Here is an 18,322-nt window from a genome sequence, read left to right on the forward strand (position 1 = left end):
TCACAGAGGGGGAATCAGTACCAGCCGATCGACGTCTCGTGGTCCCAGGCGCCGCAGGGGGAGCCGTACCGGTCCTTGACGTAGCCCAGGCCCCAGTCGATCTGGGTGCGGTAGTTCGTGCGCCAGTCGCTGCCCACGCTGTCCATCTTCGAGGCCGGCAGCGACTGGGCGATGCCGTAGGCCAGGGACGACGGGTTCTCGGCCGTGGTCTGCCAGTCGGACTCGCGGTTCCACAGCTGCACCAGGCAGGACATCTGGTCCTGGCCCCAGCCGAAGTCCCCGAGCTTGGAGGCGGCGTACTTCTGCGCGCCGACCGGGTCGTCGACGGGGCCGGCGCCGGCGCCCAGCGGCTTGACATCGTTGGCCGCGCCGGTGACCGCGGGCACGTTCGTGGTGTTCTCTGCGACGGTCTTGACGGCGATCGTGGCGAAATTGACGGTGGCCTTGCCCGGCGCCGTGACGGCGGCGGAGACATTGGATCCGGCCGCCTGCGGGCCGGCGGTGGTGGCGGAGGTGGCGGCGTGGGCGATGCCCGCCCCGGCCAGCAGCGCACCGGCGACGGCGACCGCCGTCATGCGTGCGGCCGGCGCCCCGGGTTTGGGGGCGGCGTCCCAGAGCAGGCGGGCCAGTGAATCCTTGCGTACCGGTTTGGCGCGGCGACGGCCGTGCTGCGGCAGTGTTGACATGAAGAACCTCTCTCAACGCCTGCGAGGTGAGCTGTCGGGTTCGGATGAGAGCATCCGGGCGCGCCAGGGCGCGACTTAACCCCAAGGGCTTCCAAGGGTGGAGGCCCGCAAAAAGTGGGTCCCCCGTCTCTGCCGCAATAGCTGAACGGGCGTGGGCGGCGGCAGAGCTCGGCGAACCGTCCAGGCATGCCCAGGGTCGAAATCGACCGGCGGGCACCCCATCCACGATACAGATCCGAGACCACTAAGTCACATTTTGGTAACGAAGGTCACCCACATGCCATTTACTTAGCATTGCTAATGACCTATGCTAAGTATCTGGGATACGTGACGCAGGGACAGTGGTGCATGACTGACATGGTTGATGAGAAAAGTACGACGGCGGGGCCCGGCCCCGCGGCGCCGGTCGCCAAGCCACGGGGCAGGGGCTCGAGCATCGGGCCCCTCGCGGCCGAGCTGCGCGTGGCCATCATGCGCACCTCGCGCCGGCTGCGCACCGAGGCCGCCGGCCATGCGCTCAGCCCCGGCCAATACTCCGTGCTGAATGCCGTGTCCAAGGCGCCGCTGGGCATCGGCCAGCTGGCCGAGCGGGAGATGATCCAGGCACCGTCCATGACCAGGATCGTCAACGCGCTGGAGGCCGATGGGCTCGTGGCGCGGTGCGACAACCCGGCCGACAAGCGCCAGGTCCTCGTCAAGATCACCGACGACGGCGCCGCCCGGCTGATCGAGGCCCGGTCGAAGCGGACCCAGTGGCTGGCCACCCGGATCGCCGCGCGCAGCCCCGAGGACCGGGCCATCCTGGCCGAGGCGGCCCGGATCCTGCAGGAGATGAGCGCCCAATGAGTTCCATGTTCCGCGCGCTGCGGGTCTTCAACTACCGGCTGTGGGTGTCCGGGGCGTTGGTGTCGAACATCGGCACGTGGATGCAGCGCGTGGCCCAGGACTGGCTCGTGTTGACCATCCTGACACACAACGACGGCACGGCCGCCGGCATCACCACGGGCCTGCAATTCCTGCCCATCGTCTTCCTCGGCCCCTGGGCCGGCGTCCTCGCCGACCGCGTCAACAAGCGCAAGCTGCTGCTCGCCACGCAAACCGCCATGGGCCTGTGCGCGCTCACCCTCGGCCTGCTCGTGGTCACCGGCACGGTCGAACTCTGGCACGTGTATGCCCTGGCCCTGCTGCTCGGGGTCGCCAGCGCCCTCGACGCCCCGTCCCGGCAGGCGTTCGTCTCGGAGGTGGTGGACACGCCCGACGTGCCCAACGCCGTCGCCCTCAACAGCGCCTCCTTCAACCTGGCCCGGCTGGCCGGCCCCGGCATCGCCGGCCTGGTCATCGCGTGGGTCGGCACCGGGCCCGCGTTCCTGCTCAACGCCGCCAGCTTCCTGGCCGTGATCATCTCGCTGTGGCGCATGCGATCGCACGAGCTGCACCCCGTGGCGCGCGTCCCCCGGGCCAAGGGGCAGATCCGGGCCGGGCTCGTCTACATCCGCCAACGCCCCGACCTGGTGATGATCATGGTGCTCGTGTTCCTGATCGGCACGTTCGGCATGAACTTCCAGATCACCAACGCACTCATGGCCACGACCGTGTTCCACCTGGGCCCGGGCGAGTTCGGCCTGCTCGGCTCGATCATGGCGATCGGCACGCTGGCGGCCGCCCTGCTGGCCGCCCGCCGCAAGAACGTGCGCATGCTCTACGTCGTCGGCGGGGCGCTCGCGTTCGGTGTCACGGTCGTCATCGCCGCGCTCATGCCCTCCTACTTCTGGTACGCCGTGGCGCTGGTGCCGGTCGGCTTGGCGGCGCTGACGTTCATGAATGCGTGCAACACGACCGTCCAGTTGACGACGGACCCGGCCATGCGCGGGCGCGTGCTGGCCGTGTACATGGTGCTGCTGCAGGGCGGGACCCCGATCGGCGCACCGCTGGTCGGCTGGATCGCCACCGAATTCGGTGCGCGCTGGTCACTGGTCATCGGCGCTGTCGTCGCCCTGGTTGCCGGCACGGTGGCGTTGATCCTGATGAACCGGCGCAACCAGGTGCGCCTGCGCGACCAGCTGCGCGGCTTCCGCCCGGCGTTCCTGGTCCGGACGGCGCGCGCCTGACACGCCTGAAATACTTGAAGTTGCCATCGAATGAAAATAAATATCATACGGGGGTGGGGAACAAAGTGGGGTTGTGGCGGCCCCTTTTCCGGCGTCCGGGGGCGCGCGTGAAGGGTGCGGACAAAAGTGCCTGGCCCGGCCTTGAATATGCCTGCTGAAATCATTGACGGCCCCATTTCGCCGGACTAGGATCTCTTTATCAGTGCGACGAACGGGCGCGAACGTGCGGCCGTCTCGCCGGGGTCCCGCTGAAGTCGGAGGATTTATGGGGGATGCGCCGGAATAATTGCCAAGGCACGCAGAGACCCGGGATGGGGCGCCGGTGATCTGTAGCCCCTTACCAGGGGCATGGGGCACCGTCATTTCACGGCACCGGCCGCAATTGGAATTCTCCACATCGCGGCGTACACGGGGACGTTGAGTTTGAACAAGCCCAACCATCGTCCCGTCTGTTTTCCGCCGAATCGCATGGTGAGCGGCGGGGATAATCCGCGCATAGGGGCAATTAAATTGCCGTTGAGTAATTGTTGACCCCTTTTTGATGCTTGAGGAGTGTGAAATGGCTGACGAAGCTTTGATCAATGATCTGGCCGGGGCCGCCCAGGCGATAGGTGCCTTCACCCACGAGGATGCCTTTCGATCCCTGATCGACGCCTTCCGGGCCGGTGACCGGGACTCCTTCCGGCGTCTGCTGGAAGAGCGCAAGCTCGTGGAACGCTGCGAACTGGTCTGCGAGTGGATCCGCAGCAAGGAGTGCGTCCTGCTCTGCTTGGAACTGTGCGGGCCGCCCACCGACATCGAATTGCCGGACCCGCGCGAGTTCGCCGCGGCGCTGGTCCGGATCACCCAGGACGAGGAGCTGGTCGAGCGCCTGGCCGCGACGGTCGAACACCGCGACGGTGACGGATTCCGGGCGCTCTTGGCGGAGTTGAAGCTGGAGCGCTTCTGCCACCTGATCTGCCACTGGGTCTGTACCGTCCGCACCAGGCTGCTGTGCCGCGTGGTCTGTTCCCCGGAGCCCCAGCGGCCGGTGTATCTGGCCGAAGAGTTGACGGCCCTCGGCGCCGTCCTGGGCCGGCTCTTGGAGAACGAGAAGGCCTTTGCGCAGGCCGTCAAGGCAGCCGAGTCCGGCAACTGCGAGTTGATGCGCCAGATCCTGGTGCGCAACGACCTGGACCAGAACTGCACGGTGATCTGCGAATGGTTCTGCAGTTGGCGGTGCGTGCGCATCTGTTTCACCCTCTGCCGGCCATTCCCGATCGAGACGACGGACAACCCGCTCCGCGAGGCCTTCGATTTTGCGCAGGCCGTCTCGAAGCTGGCGGACAACCGGTCCGCACTGGGCAGACTGGCCGACGCGGTGGCCTCCGGGGACGAGGCGGCCTATGCGGGCCTGGTGGACGAGCTGGGGCTCGCCCGGTTCTGCACCCAGCTGTGCCACTGGATTTGTTCATTCCACTGCCGACTGCTCTGCCAGTGCGTGTGCACCCCGGTCCTGCGGCCCTGGTTCACCCACATCGGGCACTTCGACATCTATGCCGACATCGATCCGGGAACCGGCCTGACCAACAAGGGGTTGTCGTACTCGGGCTTGAGCAGCAACGGCGGTCCGGGATTCGGCTTCTTCGACTGCCTTGAGCTGCGCGGATTCTGTCCCGTTGCCTCACCGATCGACGGCACAGCGATGAAGTACCGGTTCCTGATCGCCGGCACCAATGCGCCGATCACCGGCAGCCGGGTCTGCAACGCGGACGCCGGCACCCGGCTGATTTCGTGGCCGGAGAATCTGGCCGGCGTGGCCGGCGCGGTCAACGTCCCGACGTTCCAGAGCATCTCGATCGAGGGCAGCCCGGTCCCGGACCCGGTGCCGCCTGCACCGGGGGCCCCGTGGCAGGGACCGAGCAGACACGTCATCGTCCCGGACGCACAGGGCTGGATCGTGGTGGACCCGGACTCCATCTCCGGCGGGTTCACGACCCTGGTCGGGTACGACACCGGCGTGGACGTGCCCGGCGGGGACCCGTCCGGCGGAATCGTCGCCGGTGATCCCATTCCGGCGGCGAACCAGAAGGACGGTGCCGATCTTGGCATCATCTTCGAGGCCACCCGGGTGGTCGGTTCGGGGCCGATCGCCGACTTCAGCAACTCGCTGGCAAAGGTGCACATCAACAATTGGGATGCCATCCGCGCGCTGACCATCCAGCAGTTCCTCGTCGGCCCGTTGCTCGGGTGCACCCCCATCAGCACGGCCCTGGACCTGAACTACACCACGGATCACGAACTGATGGCGGACTGGAGCCTCTCGGTCACCAGTTTCTCGTCCTCCGCACCGGGGACCGTGGTCAGCGGGTCCGGCCCGCGCGGCGCGTCCGCGCACCAGCACATCGACACGAGTACGTGGAATCCATGCTCCTATGTCGTCTCGCTCGTCACCCGGACGTCCCGCACCACGGGCCTGTTCGACGACGTTGCGCTGACAACGCAGATCACCTTCTGCATCGGGGTGGGCGGCTAGGACGGCGCGGCGGGTGCCGCTACAATGCGGCGCCCGCCTTTCCCACCACCGCGGTGCCGACCAGCCGGCCCGCCAGCGGGACCGCGGTGGCCTTGATGGCGGCCCGCCGCATCCACGAGGCGAGGGGCGTCGCGGGCACGAACCACTGCGCGGCGGCCGCCCCGGTCTTCTGGAACCCCAGCACGCGCGGGTGCCAACGGTCCTCGAAGGCGGCCAGGGCGGTCTGGACCGACCGGCCGCCGGCTCCTGCCCGGGCAAGTTCGTCGGCCAGCACGAACGCGCCCGCCATGCCCAGCGACGCGCCCTGGCCGGCCAGCAGGGAGACGGCCCCGGCGGCGTCGCCGAGCATGATGACCCGGTTGGCACGCCACCGCGGCATGACGATCTGGGCGACCTGGTCGTAGTACACGTCTCCGGGGCACTCATCGAGCGCCTGCGGGCGGATCCACGCCAACCGGGCGCACCGGCGTCGCAGTTCGGTCCGCGGATCCGCGGGCAGGGCGGCGTCCGCGTTCCGGCACACCGCCATGACGCTGACGGTGCCGTCGCGGAGCGCGTAGAAGAACAGGGATTCGTTGCGGGTATCGGTCACCGCGTAGCGGTTGGTGACCAGCGCCGCGAGCCGCGGGTCGTGGAACTTGAACGCGGCGACGTGGAAGCCCAGGTATTTCATGAAGTCCGCTTCCGGGCCGAACGCGAGCGCCCTGATCTGCGAGTGCACGCCGTCGGCGCCGACGAGCAGGTCGGCCGTCTCCGTGCTGCCGTCGCTGAGGGTGGCCGTGACGGCGTGCGCGTCCTGGCTGACGGCCGTGACCGTCGTGCCGTAGCGCAGCCGCACGTTCCCCGGCAACGCCTCGCGCAGCGTGAGTTCGATGTCGGGGCGCATGATGCTTGTCAGCCGGTCCGCGTAGGCCGCGGAGAGCCGCTCAACCGGCAGCGACGCCGTCGGCTTCCCGGTCGCATCCACGTAGTCGACCCGCGGCACCCGGTAGCCGCGCTCCCGCAGGGTGGCGAGCACGCCGAGTTCCCCGGCCGCCTGCCAGCCGGGGCCGAAGAAGTCGATCATGTAGCCTTGGGTTCGCGGGCCGGGGGCATGGTCGACGACGCTGACGTCCCACCCGGCCCGGGCCAGGAAGGCCGCCGCGGCCAGGCCGCTGATGCCGGCACCGCAGATGACGGCGCCGGGCGCCGATCCGGGACGCGGCCGCACGGGCGAGGACATGAACCCACCGTTCCTAACGTGTACGAATGAGATTCGCACTTGCTCCCCGAACGGTCTTGGGAGCACGCGGCCTGCCGGTTCCCGGTGGGCCCGGGCGGTTCGTGACCGCCGGGCGAGCCGGGCCTGTGCAGGCTGCCGCGCCGTCGGGAACCTTGGCAGGCCTGGGACTGGGTCGGCCCGCGCCCGTCCTCTGTCGAGTGCGGGGTCCGTCCTCCCGTCGCCTGATCCGGTGCCCGAGGGCGCGTCTGCCGATGGCGACGGCGGCGGCCTGGTGGCCCGTCACTGTTGCCTCGGAAGTCTGTTGGAGGGGCGTCCGCCAGTGCTCGCCGCCCCATCGGGAGGTGTAAGCCGGGTCCACGGCAATGACCCAGATCCCCCGGCTGGCGGCCATCGCGGCCAGCCGGTCCCGGAATTTCGCGGTGCGGATGCCCGCCACGGTGCGGCGGAACCGTTTCCCGCGACCGCCGGGCACCCGGCGTCCCGGGCGGCATCCAGCAGCGCCGTGATGGCCGCCCGGAGCCGCCCGTCGCGGGTTTCTGCCGGGAAGCCGGCCAGGGCGAGCGGGATGGAGCGCGGCTCACCCACCGGGTTCCCGGCGGCGTCGAGGACGCACACGGCCAAGTGGTCGGCGTTCACATCCACGCCCAAAACCCGCCCCTGTTGCAGCGTCTCGACGGCCGGGGCGGGTCCCCCGCCATACCCCCACGAGGCATCCACATACCACCGGGCCTTGTCGGGGTCGTGGCTGATGTCGTAGCGCACGCACCGGTTCGCGGACACCCGGTCCCGCCACTGGTCCCCGCGATGGGTGAAGGCAGCCGGGGCCGCGAGCGTCAGCCGTGTGCCGAACTCGGCGCACAGGGGCGCGGGGACCTTCAGGGTCAGCTGCCCGTCGCCGTCCACCCGGATGGTCTCGTTCCCCCACTTCTTCCCGCTCTCGCCGTCGGCGGTGAGGAACATCCGCGCCGCCTCCCACCGCGCCTGCCACTGGGCCAAGCTCAGTCCCGCCGCCTCGAGGTGGGCTCGGGTGCGCCAGAGCCGGCCGCCGCCGACCGTGATCGAGGGTGCGCCGCGCTCCAGCGCCCGCTCCGCCTCGGCGAGGCAGGTCCGCAGGGCGGCCAGGCGGCGGGTCTTCTGGTGCCGCTCGGCCCGGGTGCGGTAGCCGCGCACCCCCGCCGCGACCTCACCGGCACGCACCCTCGTGCGCTTGGTCAGCGCCTCGACGGCCGAGCGCAACGAGGACACCTCGGCGCTCAGGGCGCGCAGCCCCAGCTGGTACTGGTCTTCCACCGCGCGGGTGAGGCTCCCGGCCCAGCGGGAGGACGAGTGGGCCGTCAGGGCACGCTTGCGCCCGGTCCGCCCGCGCGCGGCGGCCGGGACACGGCCCAGCCGCACCCGGGCGGCGAGGTCGGCCCGGTACAGGCGCCCGAGGTGCCCGCCGATCGCCCGCAGGGCGGCGGCTTCCTCGCTCGTGGGGTGGATGCGTGTGCGGATGCGCACCCCGCTGGGGGCGGCCACGACGAAGGGAGCGGCAATGGTCCGCAACTCTCCCTTCCCGCGCTGTACCTTCACTGGCCTTTGCCGCCCTCGCCCGCCGCGCCACCGGCAGCGGCGTCGAGGGCGCGCTTGGCACGGGTGGCCGCCGAGCGGGCCCCGTAGAGGCGTGCGCAGAAGGAGGTGAGGACCTCGGTGACGTCCCGCACCAGGTCGTCGTCCAGCTCGACGGAATCAATCACCACCAGCCGCCGCCCGGCGGCTTCCAGCGCGGATTCCACCAGCTCGGTGTTCATCCGGCCCAGCCGGTCACGGTGTTCGACGACGACGGTCGTCACCTCGGGGTCCGCAAGCAGGCGGCGCAGCTTCGGGCGATCCCCGTTCATGCCGGAGGCGACCTCCGCCTCCGCCCGGACGACCGGGAGCCCTGTCGTCTGAGCCCATGCCCGCAGGCGGGCCGCCTGCCGCTCCAGATCGTCCCTCTGGTCAGGGGAGGACACACGCGCATACAGGCCCAACGCCCCCGCAGCGGCGGGTGCGCCGCCAGGTTCGACAATGATCAGCCGGGGACCGACCCGCCGCGCGGGAACAGGCAGCGTGCCCTCCCGGAACCACCGATAGGCGGTCTGCGGATGCAGGCCCTGCGAGAGGGCCCAATCCTTCAACTTCATAGCCCAATCTTACCTCAGACACTCACCAGAGTAAATCAAATCTTATCTAAGCGTACAGGATTTCGACCTACCGCGAACCTATGAACACCACCGGTACCGGTCAACAATTCGCGTCCGCGCCGGGAATCACGGGCGTGTGGCGTGTTCTTGAAGGGCCCGTGCCCTCGAAGGGCCTCGACGGGTCCACGCGCGGCTGTCAAATCCGGCGATGAACATATTCCACGCGAATCGGCCGACCTCCGAACAAATGCGTGCGAAGAGCGAAATTCGAAGCAAATGGTTCTGGCATTGCGGGAGAAAACGCGCCACTGGACGTCGAATCTGTTTTGTCGGATTGGTCACAGTACCCCGTTAAGTCTCACGATGTGGTCGTTTGGACCCTTTGTTACTTGCAAGTTCGGATTGTTACGTAGCACACTCGGGGTTGTGAACACCCAAACAGTGCACATTGGCGCCGCAGCACCCGTCCGCACCATGCATGCCGGAGGGAACCTGCCCCGTTGTCGAATGTGGGCCTGACTCAGCATCCCCGAGTCCATGGCACTCTCGGCGCTCTGTCCCGCTCAATGACGAGCGCCCGGCCCCGCCCTCCAGGGCGGAAACCCTGCATTCAGCCGCACCCGCGGCCCTTCTGTGAGGAACGTTCAATGTCTGTAGCATCCGGATACGTCCACATTTCCGTCCGCAATGCCGCCAAGGCGGCCGCCGGTGTCCAGAACCCGCTGGTCCGCACCGGGCTCCCGGCCCGCCATGATCCGCACCGGCCCGGCGCCGAGGCCGCCTCGGCCCAGCTGCGCGCCGCGCCCAATGGCGCGGCGGCCCCCCTGACCGCCCCGACGCCCGTGGTGGCCGGCGCCCCGGCCGTGCAGGGCATCGGCACGGACAACGTCGCCCACGGCTTCGTGCTGTATGTCGGTGTCGACGAGGACACGGCGGCCGCGGCCGGCACGTCGCTGGCCAGGCTGGCCCAGGACATCCGCGCCTACGCCCAGTCCCTCGTTCCGCAGGCGCAGAGTTACGCGGCCGTCGCCATCGCCCCGGCCGACGCGCCCGGCGCCCCGCTGGACGTGGTGCGCTCCACGTTCGGCGATCCGACCGTCGCCGCCCGCCAGCGCCCCGAGCCGGCGCGCCAGCCGGCCGTGGCCGACCACCGCCCCTCCGGCGTGCTGATCGACCTGGCCCGGCGCGAGGTCCACCTCGACGGCGACACCCTGAACCTGACGTTCAAGGAGTTCGAGCTGCTGAACTACCTGGTCGAGAACGGCACCCGCACCGTGGGACGTGACGAGCTGCTCGAAGGCCTGTGGAGCAACGCCGACGAGGTGCCGAACGAGCGCACCATCGACGTGCACATCCGCCGGTTGCGCTCCAAGCTGGGCCGCCTGGCCAACACGGTGCGCACCGTGCGCGGCGAAGGCTACCGGTTCTACGAGCACCCCGAGGTCGTGGTCTGGGCCGCGCCGGAGTACTCGATCTAAAACGGTGGACCGTGCCCATGAAAGACTTGGCCCATGAGCGAACACCACGTCAAGCGCCTGGTCCTGATGCGCCATGCCAAGGCGGCGTGGCCGCTGGATGTGGCCGACCACGAACGCCCGCTCGCCAAGCGCGGCCACGCCGAGGCGCCGCTGGCCGGGAAATGGCTCATGGACCACGCGATCGTGCCCGACTTCATCCTGTGCTCCTCCGCGCTGCGCACCCGCCAAACCTGCACGTGGGTGTGCCAGCAGCTCGGTGACAAGGCGCCCACGCCAAAGCTCGAGGACCAGCTGTACGCGGCGTCGTCGTCGCGCATGTTGTCGGTCATCAACCACGTGCCCGAGACCGTGCGGACGCTCATGGTCATCAGCCACATGCCCGGCGTGCAGGACCTGGCCCTGCGGCTGGCGTCGCGCGACTCCGACCAGGACGCCTACATGGAGATGGCGTCCGCCTACCCGACGAGTGCGTTCACGGTGCTCGAGCATACGGGCGAGTGGGCGCTGCTGGACGGGCAGGACGCGCGCGTCACGAAATTCGTGGTCCCGCGCTGACCGGCCCGCCCGCGGGGATTTCGACGGGCACGGCCTCCGGCTCCCGGTTGAGTTGGCCGACAAGTCGTTCGGCGGCCAAGGTGCCTTCCAACGTGGCTTCCTCCAGCGACCGCGGGCCGAGCGCATCCCCGACCACCTCCACGACCGGGCCGACGCCCCCGGCCGGCAGGGACTGGTGCGGGACCCGGCCATGGACGGCGATGACGGTGTCCACGCCGGGCGGCAGCGGCCGGGTCTTGCCCGAAAACACATTGCGCATCGCGAGCCTGCCATCCTCGGCGACCAGTCCGAGGTGCGGCAGCAACGTCAATTCCTCGACATCGAGCCGTTCGAGATAGCCGTTGCGCTGGTACTGGTGGATCTGCTCCGTGGGTGACGGCCCGGCATAGGCGTAGTACACCCGGTGGCCGCGCTGCAGCATCACCTCGGCACAGTCCAGTCCGCTCGGATCGCCGCCCCAATCGGCCACCAGGACCGTGCCGCGTGCCTCTTCCGGGTGCTCCAGCGCCGTCCAGGCATCCAGCATCAACGTCTCGCCCCAGGCCGCCCACACGGCCGGGTCCCGGTACGGGCGGGCACCCGTGGCCAGCACGACGGCGTCGAACCCGGCAAGGTCGGCGGCATCCGGCTCGGCCGAGAGCCGCAGCAGAACGCGGAGTTGTTCCAGGGTCGGCCCTGCCCAGTCACGCCACGCCGACCAGACGGCCCGGTGATCGGGGGCGCCGCCGGCCAGCCGAAGCTGGCCACCGATCTCGGCTTCCCTCTCGTAGAGGGTGACGGCCAAGCCCCGCCCGGCACCGGCCATCGCCGCGGCGACCCCGGCGGGCCCGGCGCCGACGACCGCCAGGGTCCGCCGGATCGCAGGGAGTCCGGCAACGGCGGGCTGCGGACGGGTCCGTTCCCGCCCGGTACTGATATTGGTGATGCAGGCGATGGGCAGGCCTGCGTGGTAGTGGCCGATGCACCCGACGTTGCAGCCGATGCAGGGGATCGGCCGGATGCCCGCGGCGGACTTTCGCACCAGATGTGGGTCCGCTATGTGGGCGCGCGTCATCCCGACGAAATCCACGGACCCGTCCGCCACGGCGGCATCCGCGTCGGCCAGCTCAAGCACCTGGGTGGTGGCCAGCACGGCAACCCGGCCATCCAGTCGCGCCCGGATATCCTGCAGGACGCCGATGATGCTGCCGGGCATCGACGCGGGCCGTGGGGCGATGAAGGAGGAACCCTGGTAGGTGGCGGAGTCGCCGAGGACAAACGAAATGAAGTCGATCGGCGCTTCGGCGGCAAGGATTTCGGCGATCCTGGCGCATTCCTCATGGTCCATGGCACCCGGGCTGAGCTCGTCCAGGGCCAGGCGCACGCCGACGGCCTTCTCCGGTGGCAGGCTTTCGCGCACGGCGGCAATGATGTCGAGCAGGAACTTCAGTCGGGCGCGCAACCCTCCGCCGTAGGCATCGGTGCGCAGGTTGCTGCGCGCGGAGAAGAACTGCGCCGGCAGATAGGCGTGCGACGCGGAAATTTCGACGCCGTCGAGCCCGGCGGACGCCATATGCCGGGCCGAGGCGGCGTAGCCGGCGACCAGGTCGGTGATCTCGGCCTCGGTCAGGGCCCGGGGTTCGACGTGGAACCGGGCCGTCGGCACCGCGCTGGGAGCCAGCGCCGGAGCCCGCGGTGCGGATGCGATCTGTTCCCGTCCCCCGTGGAAGAGCTGGACGAACAGCTTCGCCCCGTGGCGGTGAACGGCGTCGGCGACCTGGGCCAGCGGTTCGACGATCTCGGGCAGGTAGCCGCCCAGGGTCTTGGGTGTGAGCAGCCCGCTGGGGTGCACCGCCGTCGCCTCCACGAAGATGGCCCCTATGCCGCCCTTCGCACGCTCTTCGTGGTAGGCGCGCAGTTCATCGGTGGGCAGATGGTCCTTCACCAGTGACGTCTGGTGGGCGGAGCTGAAGATCCGGTTGCGCACGGTGACCGGGCCGAGCCGGCCGGGTGAGAGGGCATGGTCGAAGCCTGCGGTCTCGGCTGACGGGGATGACATTGGCGGCGTGGCCTCTCTGGCGGCGGCGATGATGCGAGCCGGGTGGAAATCTTTTTCAATACGGTCATACTGGCAATTGGCCCGGCGGGTGTCAAGGAATATTTTCGTCCCGCACGCCCGGGTAATCCGCAGTGACGTCAGGCCGCTGCCGGACCGGCCCCGAGGATCATCCGTGCCACCTCGAAGAGCATCCCGTCCCAGCTGCCTGGCGGCTCGCCCGCCACGCCCGTCAGTTCGGCCACGTCAAGGCCATCCACAAATGTCACCAGCAGCTGCGCCGCCACCCGGGCAGTGCCAGATGGCCGGAAATCGCCGCTGTGCACGCCGGCATCGATCACCTCCTCGAGCACGGACGACCATTCGCGGTTGATCCTGCCCACCAGGGCCCGCATCGAGGCATCCCGTGCGCTTTGGGCCAGCAGCTCGACCCAGATGGACGCCCGCTGGGCCCTGTCTTCCCGCGAGGAGACCCGCACGCACAGCTTGAGGAGCTTCTCCCAGGGAGGAAGATCCTCCCGGGCGATGCCGCGCATGTGCTCGGTGACGCCCAGCAGATACCATTCGTGGGCGCGCTCGAGCAGCGCCGCGCGGGTGCCAAAGTGGTGCTGCAACATGCCGACCGACACGCCGGCCTCGTCCGCAATGTCCCGGAACGAGACGGCGGCGGCGCCGCGCGTGACCGAGAGCCGGATGACGGCATGCAGCACCGGCTCCAAATGCTCCGGGGTGGCCCTTGGCCTGCCTCTGCGATCCATCCGTTCAACCTATGCCATCGGCGCCCACGAACGGGACGCGGCCCCGGGCCGGGCCCGGTCATCGGGTGGGTATTGTGCTGTGCGTCACATCGGGATACCGTGTGGCTAAACAGATTGCTTAGTGAAAGTGCTTCTAATGTTTAGCATCATGCATCGAGTTGTTCGGTGACGGAGTGGGCCGACGCCCGGGCTGACGCCCGGGCCGCCGGCAAGCCGGGGGGATCAACCGGTATCGAGGAGTCCCTGGGCAGCCGTATCCGTGCGGCCCGCGAGTTGCGCGGCCTGACCCTGCGTCGGTTGGCCGGCCTGACGGGGCTGAGTTCCGGATTTGTCAGCCAGCTCGAAAATGACCGGTGCAATGCCAGCGTCGCCAGCCTCAAGAAGGTCGCCATGGCCTTGGGCGTCACCACCGCGGAGCTCATTGAAGGCCGGCCCCAGGAAAGCCGGGGCGTCCTTCGCCGGGCCGACCGGCCAAGGCTGGAAGCCTCGGACGGCCTGACCAAGTTCATCCTGACCCGCGCGCCGCTGCGCAACCTTGAAATCTGCACCGGCGAGATCGAGCCCGGGGGAGGCACCGGGGCCGAAACCTACACGCACGGGAATTCGCAAGAGTTCCTGCTCTGCCTCCGCGGCCGTGTCGAGGTCCGGGTGGGCGCCGAGGTGCACCTGCTGGACGCCGGCGACAGCATTGAATATCTCACCTCCCGGCTCCACGGCCTGTACAACATCGGCGCCGACAGCGCCGAGGTTCTCTGGGTCGTCAGCCCCCCGACTGCGTGATTGCCAGGATTCATTCAACCATCCAAGGAGAAATTGTGTACAAAACCACCAATTCCCGCGTCAAGCCAACACTGGGGTTGGCCGCGGCGGCGCTGTCGGTGCTTCTGCTCGCCGGCTGCGGCGGGGCCGGTGCCGCCCCCGCCGCCGTCGACCTGGGCAGCGGCCCGGCCGTGGCGGGAACCGTCAAGAAGGATGCGCTCAAGGGCGTCAATCTCACCTTCGTCTCCTACGGCGGGCTCTACCAGGACGGCCAGACGGCCGCCGCGGTCACCCCGTTCGGGAAGGAATCCGGTGCCCGGATCCTCGCCGACGGCCCCACCGAATACTCCAAGATCAAGGCCCAGGTGGAGTCAAGCAACGTCACCTGGGATGTCGTGGACACCGGTTCCTACTGGGCCGCCGGTCAGTGCGGCACCGAACTGCAGCCGCTGGACTACACCATCATCGACAAGTCCAAGGTCCCCGCCGGGCTCGCCGGCAAATGCTCGGTCCCGGCCATGCAGTACGCGAACGTCTTCGTCTACAACAAGGACAAGTACAAGGACGCGCCGACCTCGTGGAAGGACTTCTTCGACACGAAGAAGTACCCCGGCAAGCGCGCCATCGACGGCACCGAGAACATCGAGGGCGGCATCATCGAAGGCGCCCTGCTGGCCGACGGCGTCCCCAAGGACAAGCTCTACCCGCTGGACCTGAAGCGCGCATTCAAGAAGCTGGACACCATCAAGGACAGCCTGGTCTACTGGACCACCGGCGCGCAGGCCCAGCAGATGCTGGAGTCCAAGGAAGTGGACATGGCCGTGGTTTGGTCGGGCCGGGCCTTCGGGGCGGTCAAGAACGGCGCCCCGTTCGAGCCGGTCTGGAACGCCAGCGTCGTCGTCATGGACACCCTGACCGTGCCCAAGAACGCCAAGAACCCGAAGGCATCCATGGCGCTGATCAACTACTACCTGGGCAAGGAACAGCAGGAGAAGCTGACCGAGGAAACCTCCTACTCCCCGGTCAATGTGGAGGCCAAGCCCAAGCTGGACGCGGTCGGCAAGAAGTTCCTGATCACCGACCCCGCGGTCGCGTCAAAGACGATGGTCTGCAACTTTGACTGGTGGGGCAAGAACTACACCAATGTCGCCGAGCAGTGGGTCGCCTGGGTTGCAAAATGAGCAGCACGCTAAGTAACGCGGTGCGGCCGGACGACGGCGTCGACCCCACCATGCGTCCCGGCCGGCTTCGGCCACGCCGGGACGCGCAGGCCCCGGCACGCCGGGGCAGGCTCGGCCCGGCACTGCTGATCCTGCCGGCCCTGGCGCTGGCCCTGGGCATCTTCGCGTACCCGCTGGCCGAATCCATGTGGCGCAGCATCGCGGACCCGCAGCCGGGCGTGCAGAACTACCAGTGGTTCGCCGCCAGCGCCGCCAACTGGGCGGTCCTGGGCCGCACCCTGTGGGTGGCGTTCCTGTCCGCCGTCATCTGCCTGGCCCTGGCGTACCCGTACGCCTATTTCATGACCATTTCGGGGCCGCGGCTGCGCACCGCACTGATCGTGATCGTGCTGATCCCGTTCTGGACCTCGCTGATGATCCGCAGCTTCGCGTGGATCATCCTGCTCCAGGACACCGGGCTGGCCAACCAGGTCCTGTCCTGGATGGGGCTGGGCCCCTTCCACCTGATCCGCAACACCACCGGCATCCTGATCGGCATGGTCCAGGTACTGTTGCCGTTCATGGTGTTGCCGTTGTATTCGGCGATGAAGAACGTCGACCTGCGGCTGGTGCAGGCAGCGGCCAGCCTGGGCGCCCGCCCGATCGTCGCGTTCACCCGGGTCTTCGTGCCGCTGGCCATGCCGGGGGTGGTCTCCGGTTCGCTGCTGGTCTTCATCCAGGCCCTCGGGTTCTACATCACCCCGGCGCTGCTCGGTTCCCCCTCGCAAATGCTGATCTCGCAGTACATCTACGTCCAGGTCAACGGCCAGCTCCAATGGGGTCGCGGCAGTGTCCTGGGCGTCCTGTTGCTGGTCGCCACCTTGTTGCTGCTGGGCCTGCTGGCCCTGCTGATGCGCAAGAGCAGGCGTGCCGCCGGAGACGAAGGAGGCCTGCTGTGAAACATGCCGCCCCGACCAGGACACTCCTGGCCCTGTACACCGCCATGGTCGCGTTCGTGCTGATCGCACCGACGGTCGTGGTCATTCCGCTGAGCTTCACCGACAAGGCGTCGCTGACCTTCCCGCCCTCGGGCTGGTCGACGCGCTGGTACGAGAACTTCTTCAACGATCCGGCCTGGACCGCGGCCTTCGGCAATTCCCTCACGGTGGCCCTGATCGTCACCGTCGTCGCCACCGCCGCGGGGACCGCAGCCGCCGTCGGCGTATCGAAATGGTCCCGCAAACGCATGGCCAAGGCGGCGCAGATGTTCTTGCTGGCCCCGATCGTGGTTCCCTCGATCATCCTTGCCATCGGCGTTTATGCCATTTTCCTGCGCCTGCAGCTGCTCGGCACCCTCCCGGGCTTCGTGCTGGCACACTCCGTGCTGGCGGTGCCGTTCGTGCTCGTCTCGGTCTCCGCGGCGTTGGCCGGTTTCGACGATCGGCTGACGACGGCGGCCGCCAGCCTGGGCGCGGATCGCTGGACGACGTTCCGCAGGGTCATGCTGCCGCTGATCCTGCCCGGCGTCGTCTCCGGCGCGCTGTTCGCCTTCGTGACCTCATTCGACGAAGTCGTGCTGTCCATCTTCATCAAGAGCCCCTACCTGGAAACCCTGCCGGTGAAAATGTACGCGTCCGTCACCCGTGACACCGACCCAACCATTGCGGCCGCCGCAACCATGATCATGCTGCTCACCACGGTCATCATCGCCGTGGGACTGCTCAGCATGCGGAGGAAGAAAATTGCCTGATAAAACCCCCGGCGCCGGAACCCGGATCGACGTGAAGAATGTCACCAAACGCTATGCCAAGTCCACCGCCGTCGACGACGTCTCGCTGAGCATCGAACCGGGCGAGTTCATCACCTTGCTGGGTCCGTCCGGATCCGGCAAGACCACCACGCTGAACCTGATTGCCGGGTTCACCGAGCTGACCCACGGCAGCATCGAGATCGACGGGCAGCGGGTGGACCACGTCCCGGCGCACAAGCGCGGCCTCGGCGTCGTCTTCCAGCACTACGCCCTGTTCCCGCACATGACCGTGGCCGAGAATATTGCGTTCCCGCTGCAGCAGCGCAAAACCCCGAAGGCAGCCCAGGCCGCCCTGGTCGCCTCGGTGCTGCAAACGGTGGGGCTCGCCGGGTACCAGGACCGCTTCCCCAAGGAACTCTCCGGCGGCCAGCAGCAGCGGGTGGCGTTTGCCCGGGCCATGGTGTTCAACCCGCGGGCGCTGCTCATGGACGAGCCGCTCGGCGCGCTGGACAAGAACCTGCGCGAGAAGTTGCAGCTGGAAATCAAACGCATCCACCAGGACGTCGGGCGCACCTTCGTGTTCGTCACCCACGACCAGGAGGAGGCGCTGATCCTGAGCGACCGGATCGCGATCTTCAACAACGGCAGGATCGAACAGGTCGGCACCAGCGCGGATCTCTACGAACGGCCCGCAAGCCTGTTCGTGGCCCGGTTCATGGGCGAGTCCACGGTGTTCAAGGCCCAGGTGAGCAGCAACGGTTCCGACTGGCACATGGACTTCCACGGCTCCACCCTGCACGGGCCGGTCACCAGCACTGTGCCGGGCAAGGGCGCCCTGGTGCTGCGGCCCGAGCAGCTTCGGGTGGCCGAAAGCCGGGCGGACGCACCGGCGGGCAGCGCCGCGGTCCCGGTGCAGGTCATCCAGAACATCTATCTCGGGTCGGGGCACAAGTACGAGCTGCGGCTCCCCGACGGCAGCACCGGCATCGTGCGCACACCGCTGACCGAACGGACCTCCCTGCGCCCCGGCGACAGCGCCTACGTCCACTGGCCCGCCCACCAGGGTGTGCTGCTCGAAGACAATGACCTCGTTTCCACCACCTGAGGCCGCCAAGCGGCCACGTAAGGACC

16 protein-coding genes and 1 riboswitch are annotated in these 18,322 nt (G+C 68.5%); of the genes, 10 read left to right on the plus strand and 6 right to left on the minus strand.

Translation table 11 applies throughout. The features are described from left to right. Window positions 1-14: 14 nt before the first annotated feature. Window positions 15-686 carry an aggregation-promoting factor C-terminal-like domain-containing protein gene (locus EJC77_RS03535; protein WP_125610193.1) on the minus strand — a complete coding sequence of 224 codons (672 nt, stop codon included), beginning with the start codon at window positions 684-686 and terminating at the stop codon, window positions 15-17. 2 nt (window positions 687-688) lie between these two features. Further along, window positions 689-848: riboswitch (cyclic di-AMP (ydaO/yuaA leader) on the minus strand. Window positions 849-1,034: 186 nt separating this feature from the next. On the opposite strand from EJC77_RS03535, the gene EJC77_RS03540 reads away from it, so the two are divergent. The 3 genes from EJC77_RS03540 to EJC77_RS03550 all read left to right on the plus strand — a co-directional run bounded on the left by EJC77_RS03540 (window position 1,035) and on the right by EJC77_RS03550 (window position 5,309). Next, window positions 1,035-1,532, plus strand: a complete 498-nt coding sequence (locus EJC77_RS03540; protein WP_125610194.1) for a MarR family winged helix-turn-helix transcriptional regulator — start codon at window positions 1,035-1,037, stop codon at window positions 1,530-1,532. Next, window positions 1,529-2,794: an MFS transporter gene (locus tag EJC77_RS03545; protein ID WP_164520308.1), complete on the plus strand. Its 1,266-nt coding sequence runs from the start codon at window positions 1,529-1,531 to the stop codon at window positions 2,792-2,794. The genes EJC77_RS03540 and EJC77_RS03545 overlap by 4 nt, the downstream gene beginning before the upstream one ends. 559 nt (window positions 2,795-3,353) lie before the next feature. Continuing rightward, a complete protein-coding gene (locus tag EJC77_RS03550; protein ID WP_125610195.1) occupies window positions 3,354-5,309 on the plus strand; it encodes a hypothetical protein in 1,956 nt (651 codons plus the stop codon). Between the two features lie 19 nt (window positions 5,310-5,328). On the opposite strand, the gene EJC77_RS03555 is transcribed toward EJC77_RS03550, so the two are convergent. The 3 genes from EJC77_RS03555 to EJC77_RS03565 form a co-directional block, all read right to left on the minus strand. Beyond that, entirely contained in the window at window positions 5,329-6,531 is a 1,203-nt protein-coding gene (locus EJC77_RS03555) for an FAD-dependent monooxygenase (protein ID WP_125610196.1), read from the minus strand. Between the two features lie 279 nt (window positions 6,532-6,810). Next, entirely contained in the window at window positions 6,811-8,076 is a 1,266-nt protein-coding gene (locus EJC77_RS03560) for a hypothetical protein (RefSeq protein ID WP_125610197.1), read from the minus strand. Window positions 8,077-8,099: 23 nt separating this feature from the next. Beyond that, a complete protein-coding gene (locus tag EJC77_RS03565) occupies window positions 8,100-8,696 on the minus strand; it encodes an IS607 family transposase (protein ID WP_125610198.1) in 597 nt (198 codons plus the stop codon). Between the two features lie 647 nt (window positions 8,697-9,343). Here EJC77_RS03565 and EJC77_RS03570 point away from each other — a divergent pair. Both EJC77_RS03570 and EJC77_RS03575 read left to right on the plus strand, forming a co-directional pair. Further along, complete coding sequence (locus tag EJC77_RS03570) at window positions 9,344-10,174, plus strand: winged helix-turn-helix domain-containing protein (RefSeq protein ID WP_125610199.1); 831 nt, start codon at window positions 9,344-9,346, stop codon at window positions 10,172-10,174. Window positions 10,175-10,207: 33 nt separating this feature from the next. After that, window positions 10,208-10,729 (plus strand): SixA phosphatase family protein, encoded by a 522-nt coding sequence (locus EJC77_RS03575; RefSeq protein ID WP_125610200.1) that lies wholly within the window; start codon window positions 10,208-10,210, stop codon window positions 10,727-10,729. Here EJC77_RS03575 and EJC77_RS03580 read toward each other — a convergent pair. Further along, entirely contained in the window at window positions 10,704-12,767 is a 2,064-nt protein-coding gene (locus tag EJC77_RS03580) for an oxidoreductase (protein WP_125610201.1), read from the minus strand. The two genes, EJC77_RS03575 and EJC77_RS03580, sit on opposite strands and share 26 nt — an antisense overlap. A gap of 137 nt (window positions 12,768-12,904) precedes the next feature. Then, window positions 12,905-13,522, minus strand: coding sequence for a TetR/AcrR family transcriptional regulator (locus tag EJC77_RS03585; RefSeq protein WP_125610202.1), 618 nt, complete (start codon window positions 13,520-13,522; stop codon window positions 12,905-12,907). A 165-nt stretch (window positions 13,523-13,687) separates the two neighbouring features. On the opposite strand from EJC77_RS03585, the gene EJC77_RS03590 reads away from it, so the two are divergent. The 5 genes from EJC77_RS03590 to EJC77_RS03610 are packed head-to-tail and all read left to right on the plus strand — an operon-like array spanning window position 13,688 to window position 18,296. Beyond that, entirely contained in the window at window positions 13,688-14,302 is a 615-nt protein-coding gene (locus tag EJC77_RS03590) for a helix-turn-helix domain-containing protein (RefSeq protein WP_240629731.1), read from the plus strand. 35 nt (window positions 14,303-14,337) lie between these two features. Next, entirely contained in the window at window positions 14,338-15,462 is a 1,125-nt protein-coding gene (locus EJC77_RS03595) for an ABC transporter substrate-binding protein (protein ID WP_240629733.1), read from the plus strand. Further along, window positions 15,459-16,400: an ABC transporter permease gene (locus EJC77_RS03600; protein WP_240629735.1), complete on the plus strand. Its 942-nt coding sequence runs from the start codon at window positions 15,459-15,461 to the stop codon at window positions 16,398-16,400. Before EJC77_RS03595 ends, EJC77_RS03600 begins: the two co-directional genes overlap by 4 nt. Next, a complete protein-coding gene (locus tag EJC77_RS03605; protein WP_240629737.1) occupies window positions 16,397-17,191 on the plus strand; it encodes an ABC transporter permease in 795 nt (264 codons plus the stop codon). Before EJC77_RS03600 ends, EJC77_RS03605 begins: the two co-directional genes overlap by 4 nt. Further along, the gene (locus EJC77_RS03610; RefSeq protein WP_125610203.1) at window positions 17,184-18,296 is read left to right on the plus strand and encodes an ABC transporter ATP-binding protein; all 1,113 of its coding nucleotides are present in this window, start codon (window positions 17,184-17,186) and stop codon (window positions 18,294-18,296) included. The genes EJC77_RS03605 and EJC77_RS03610 overlap by 8 nt, the downstream gene beginning before the upstream one ends. Window positions 18,297-18,322 lie beyond the last annotated feature (26 nt).

This window comes from Specibacter cremeus (assembly GCF_003946885.1).
In the GTDB taxonomy this organism is placed as follows: Bacteria; Actinomycetota; Actinomycetes; order Actinomycetales; family Micrococcaceae; genus Specibacter; species Specibacter cremeus.

What these genes read in the sequence shown, in the direction of transcription:
- EJC77_RS03600 (WP_240629735.1), top strand. Translation starts at nt 15,459, where the DNA reads ATGAGCAGCACGCTAAGTAACGCGGTGCGGCCGGACGACGGCGTCGAC.
- EJC77_RS03565 (WP_125610198.1), bottom strand. Translation starts at nt 8,696, where the DNA reads ATGAAGTTGAAGGATTGGGCCCTCTCGCAGGGCCTGCATCCGCAGACC.
- EJC77_RS03580 (WP_125610201.1), bottom strand. Translation starts at nt 12,767, where the DNA reads ATGTCATCCCCGTCAGCCGAGACCGCAGGCTTCGACCATGCCCTCTCA.
- EJC77_RS03545 (WP_164520308.1), top strand. Translation starts at nt 1,529, where the DNA reads ATGAGTTCCATGTTCCGCGCGCTGCGGGTCTTCAACTACCGGCTGTGG.
- EJC77_RS03575 (WP_125610200.1), top strand. Translation starts at nt 10,208, where the DNA reads ATGAGCGAACACCACGTCAAGCGCCTGGTCCTGATGCGCCATGCCAAG.
- EJC77_RS03540 (WP_125610194.1), top strand. Translation starts at nt 1,035, where the DNA reads ATGACTGACATGGTTGATGAGAAAAGTACGACGGCGGGGCCCGGCCCC.
- EJC77_RS03550 (WP_125610195.1), top strand. Translation starts at nt 3,354, where the DNA reads ATGGCTGACGAAGCTTTGATCAATGATCTGGCCGGGGCCGCCCAGGCG.
- EJC77_RS03535 (WP_125610193.1), bottom strand. Translation starts at nt 686, where the DNA reads ATGTCAACACTGCCGCAGCACGGCCGTCGCCGCGCCAAACCGGTACGC.
- EJC77_RS03555 (WP_125610196.1), bottom strand. Translation starts at nt 6,531, where the DNA reads ATGTCCTCGCCCGTGCGGCCGCGTCCCGGATCGGCGCCCGGCGCCGTC.
- EJC77_RS03585 (WP_125610202.1), bottom strand. Translation starts at nt 13,522, where the DNA reads ATGGATCGCAGAGGCAGGCCAAGGGCCACCCCGGAGCATTTGGAGCCG.
- EJC77_RS03570 (WP_125610199.1), top strand. Translation starts at nt 9,344, where the DNA reads ATGTCTGTAGCATCCGGATACGTCCACATTTCCGTCCGCAATGCCGCC.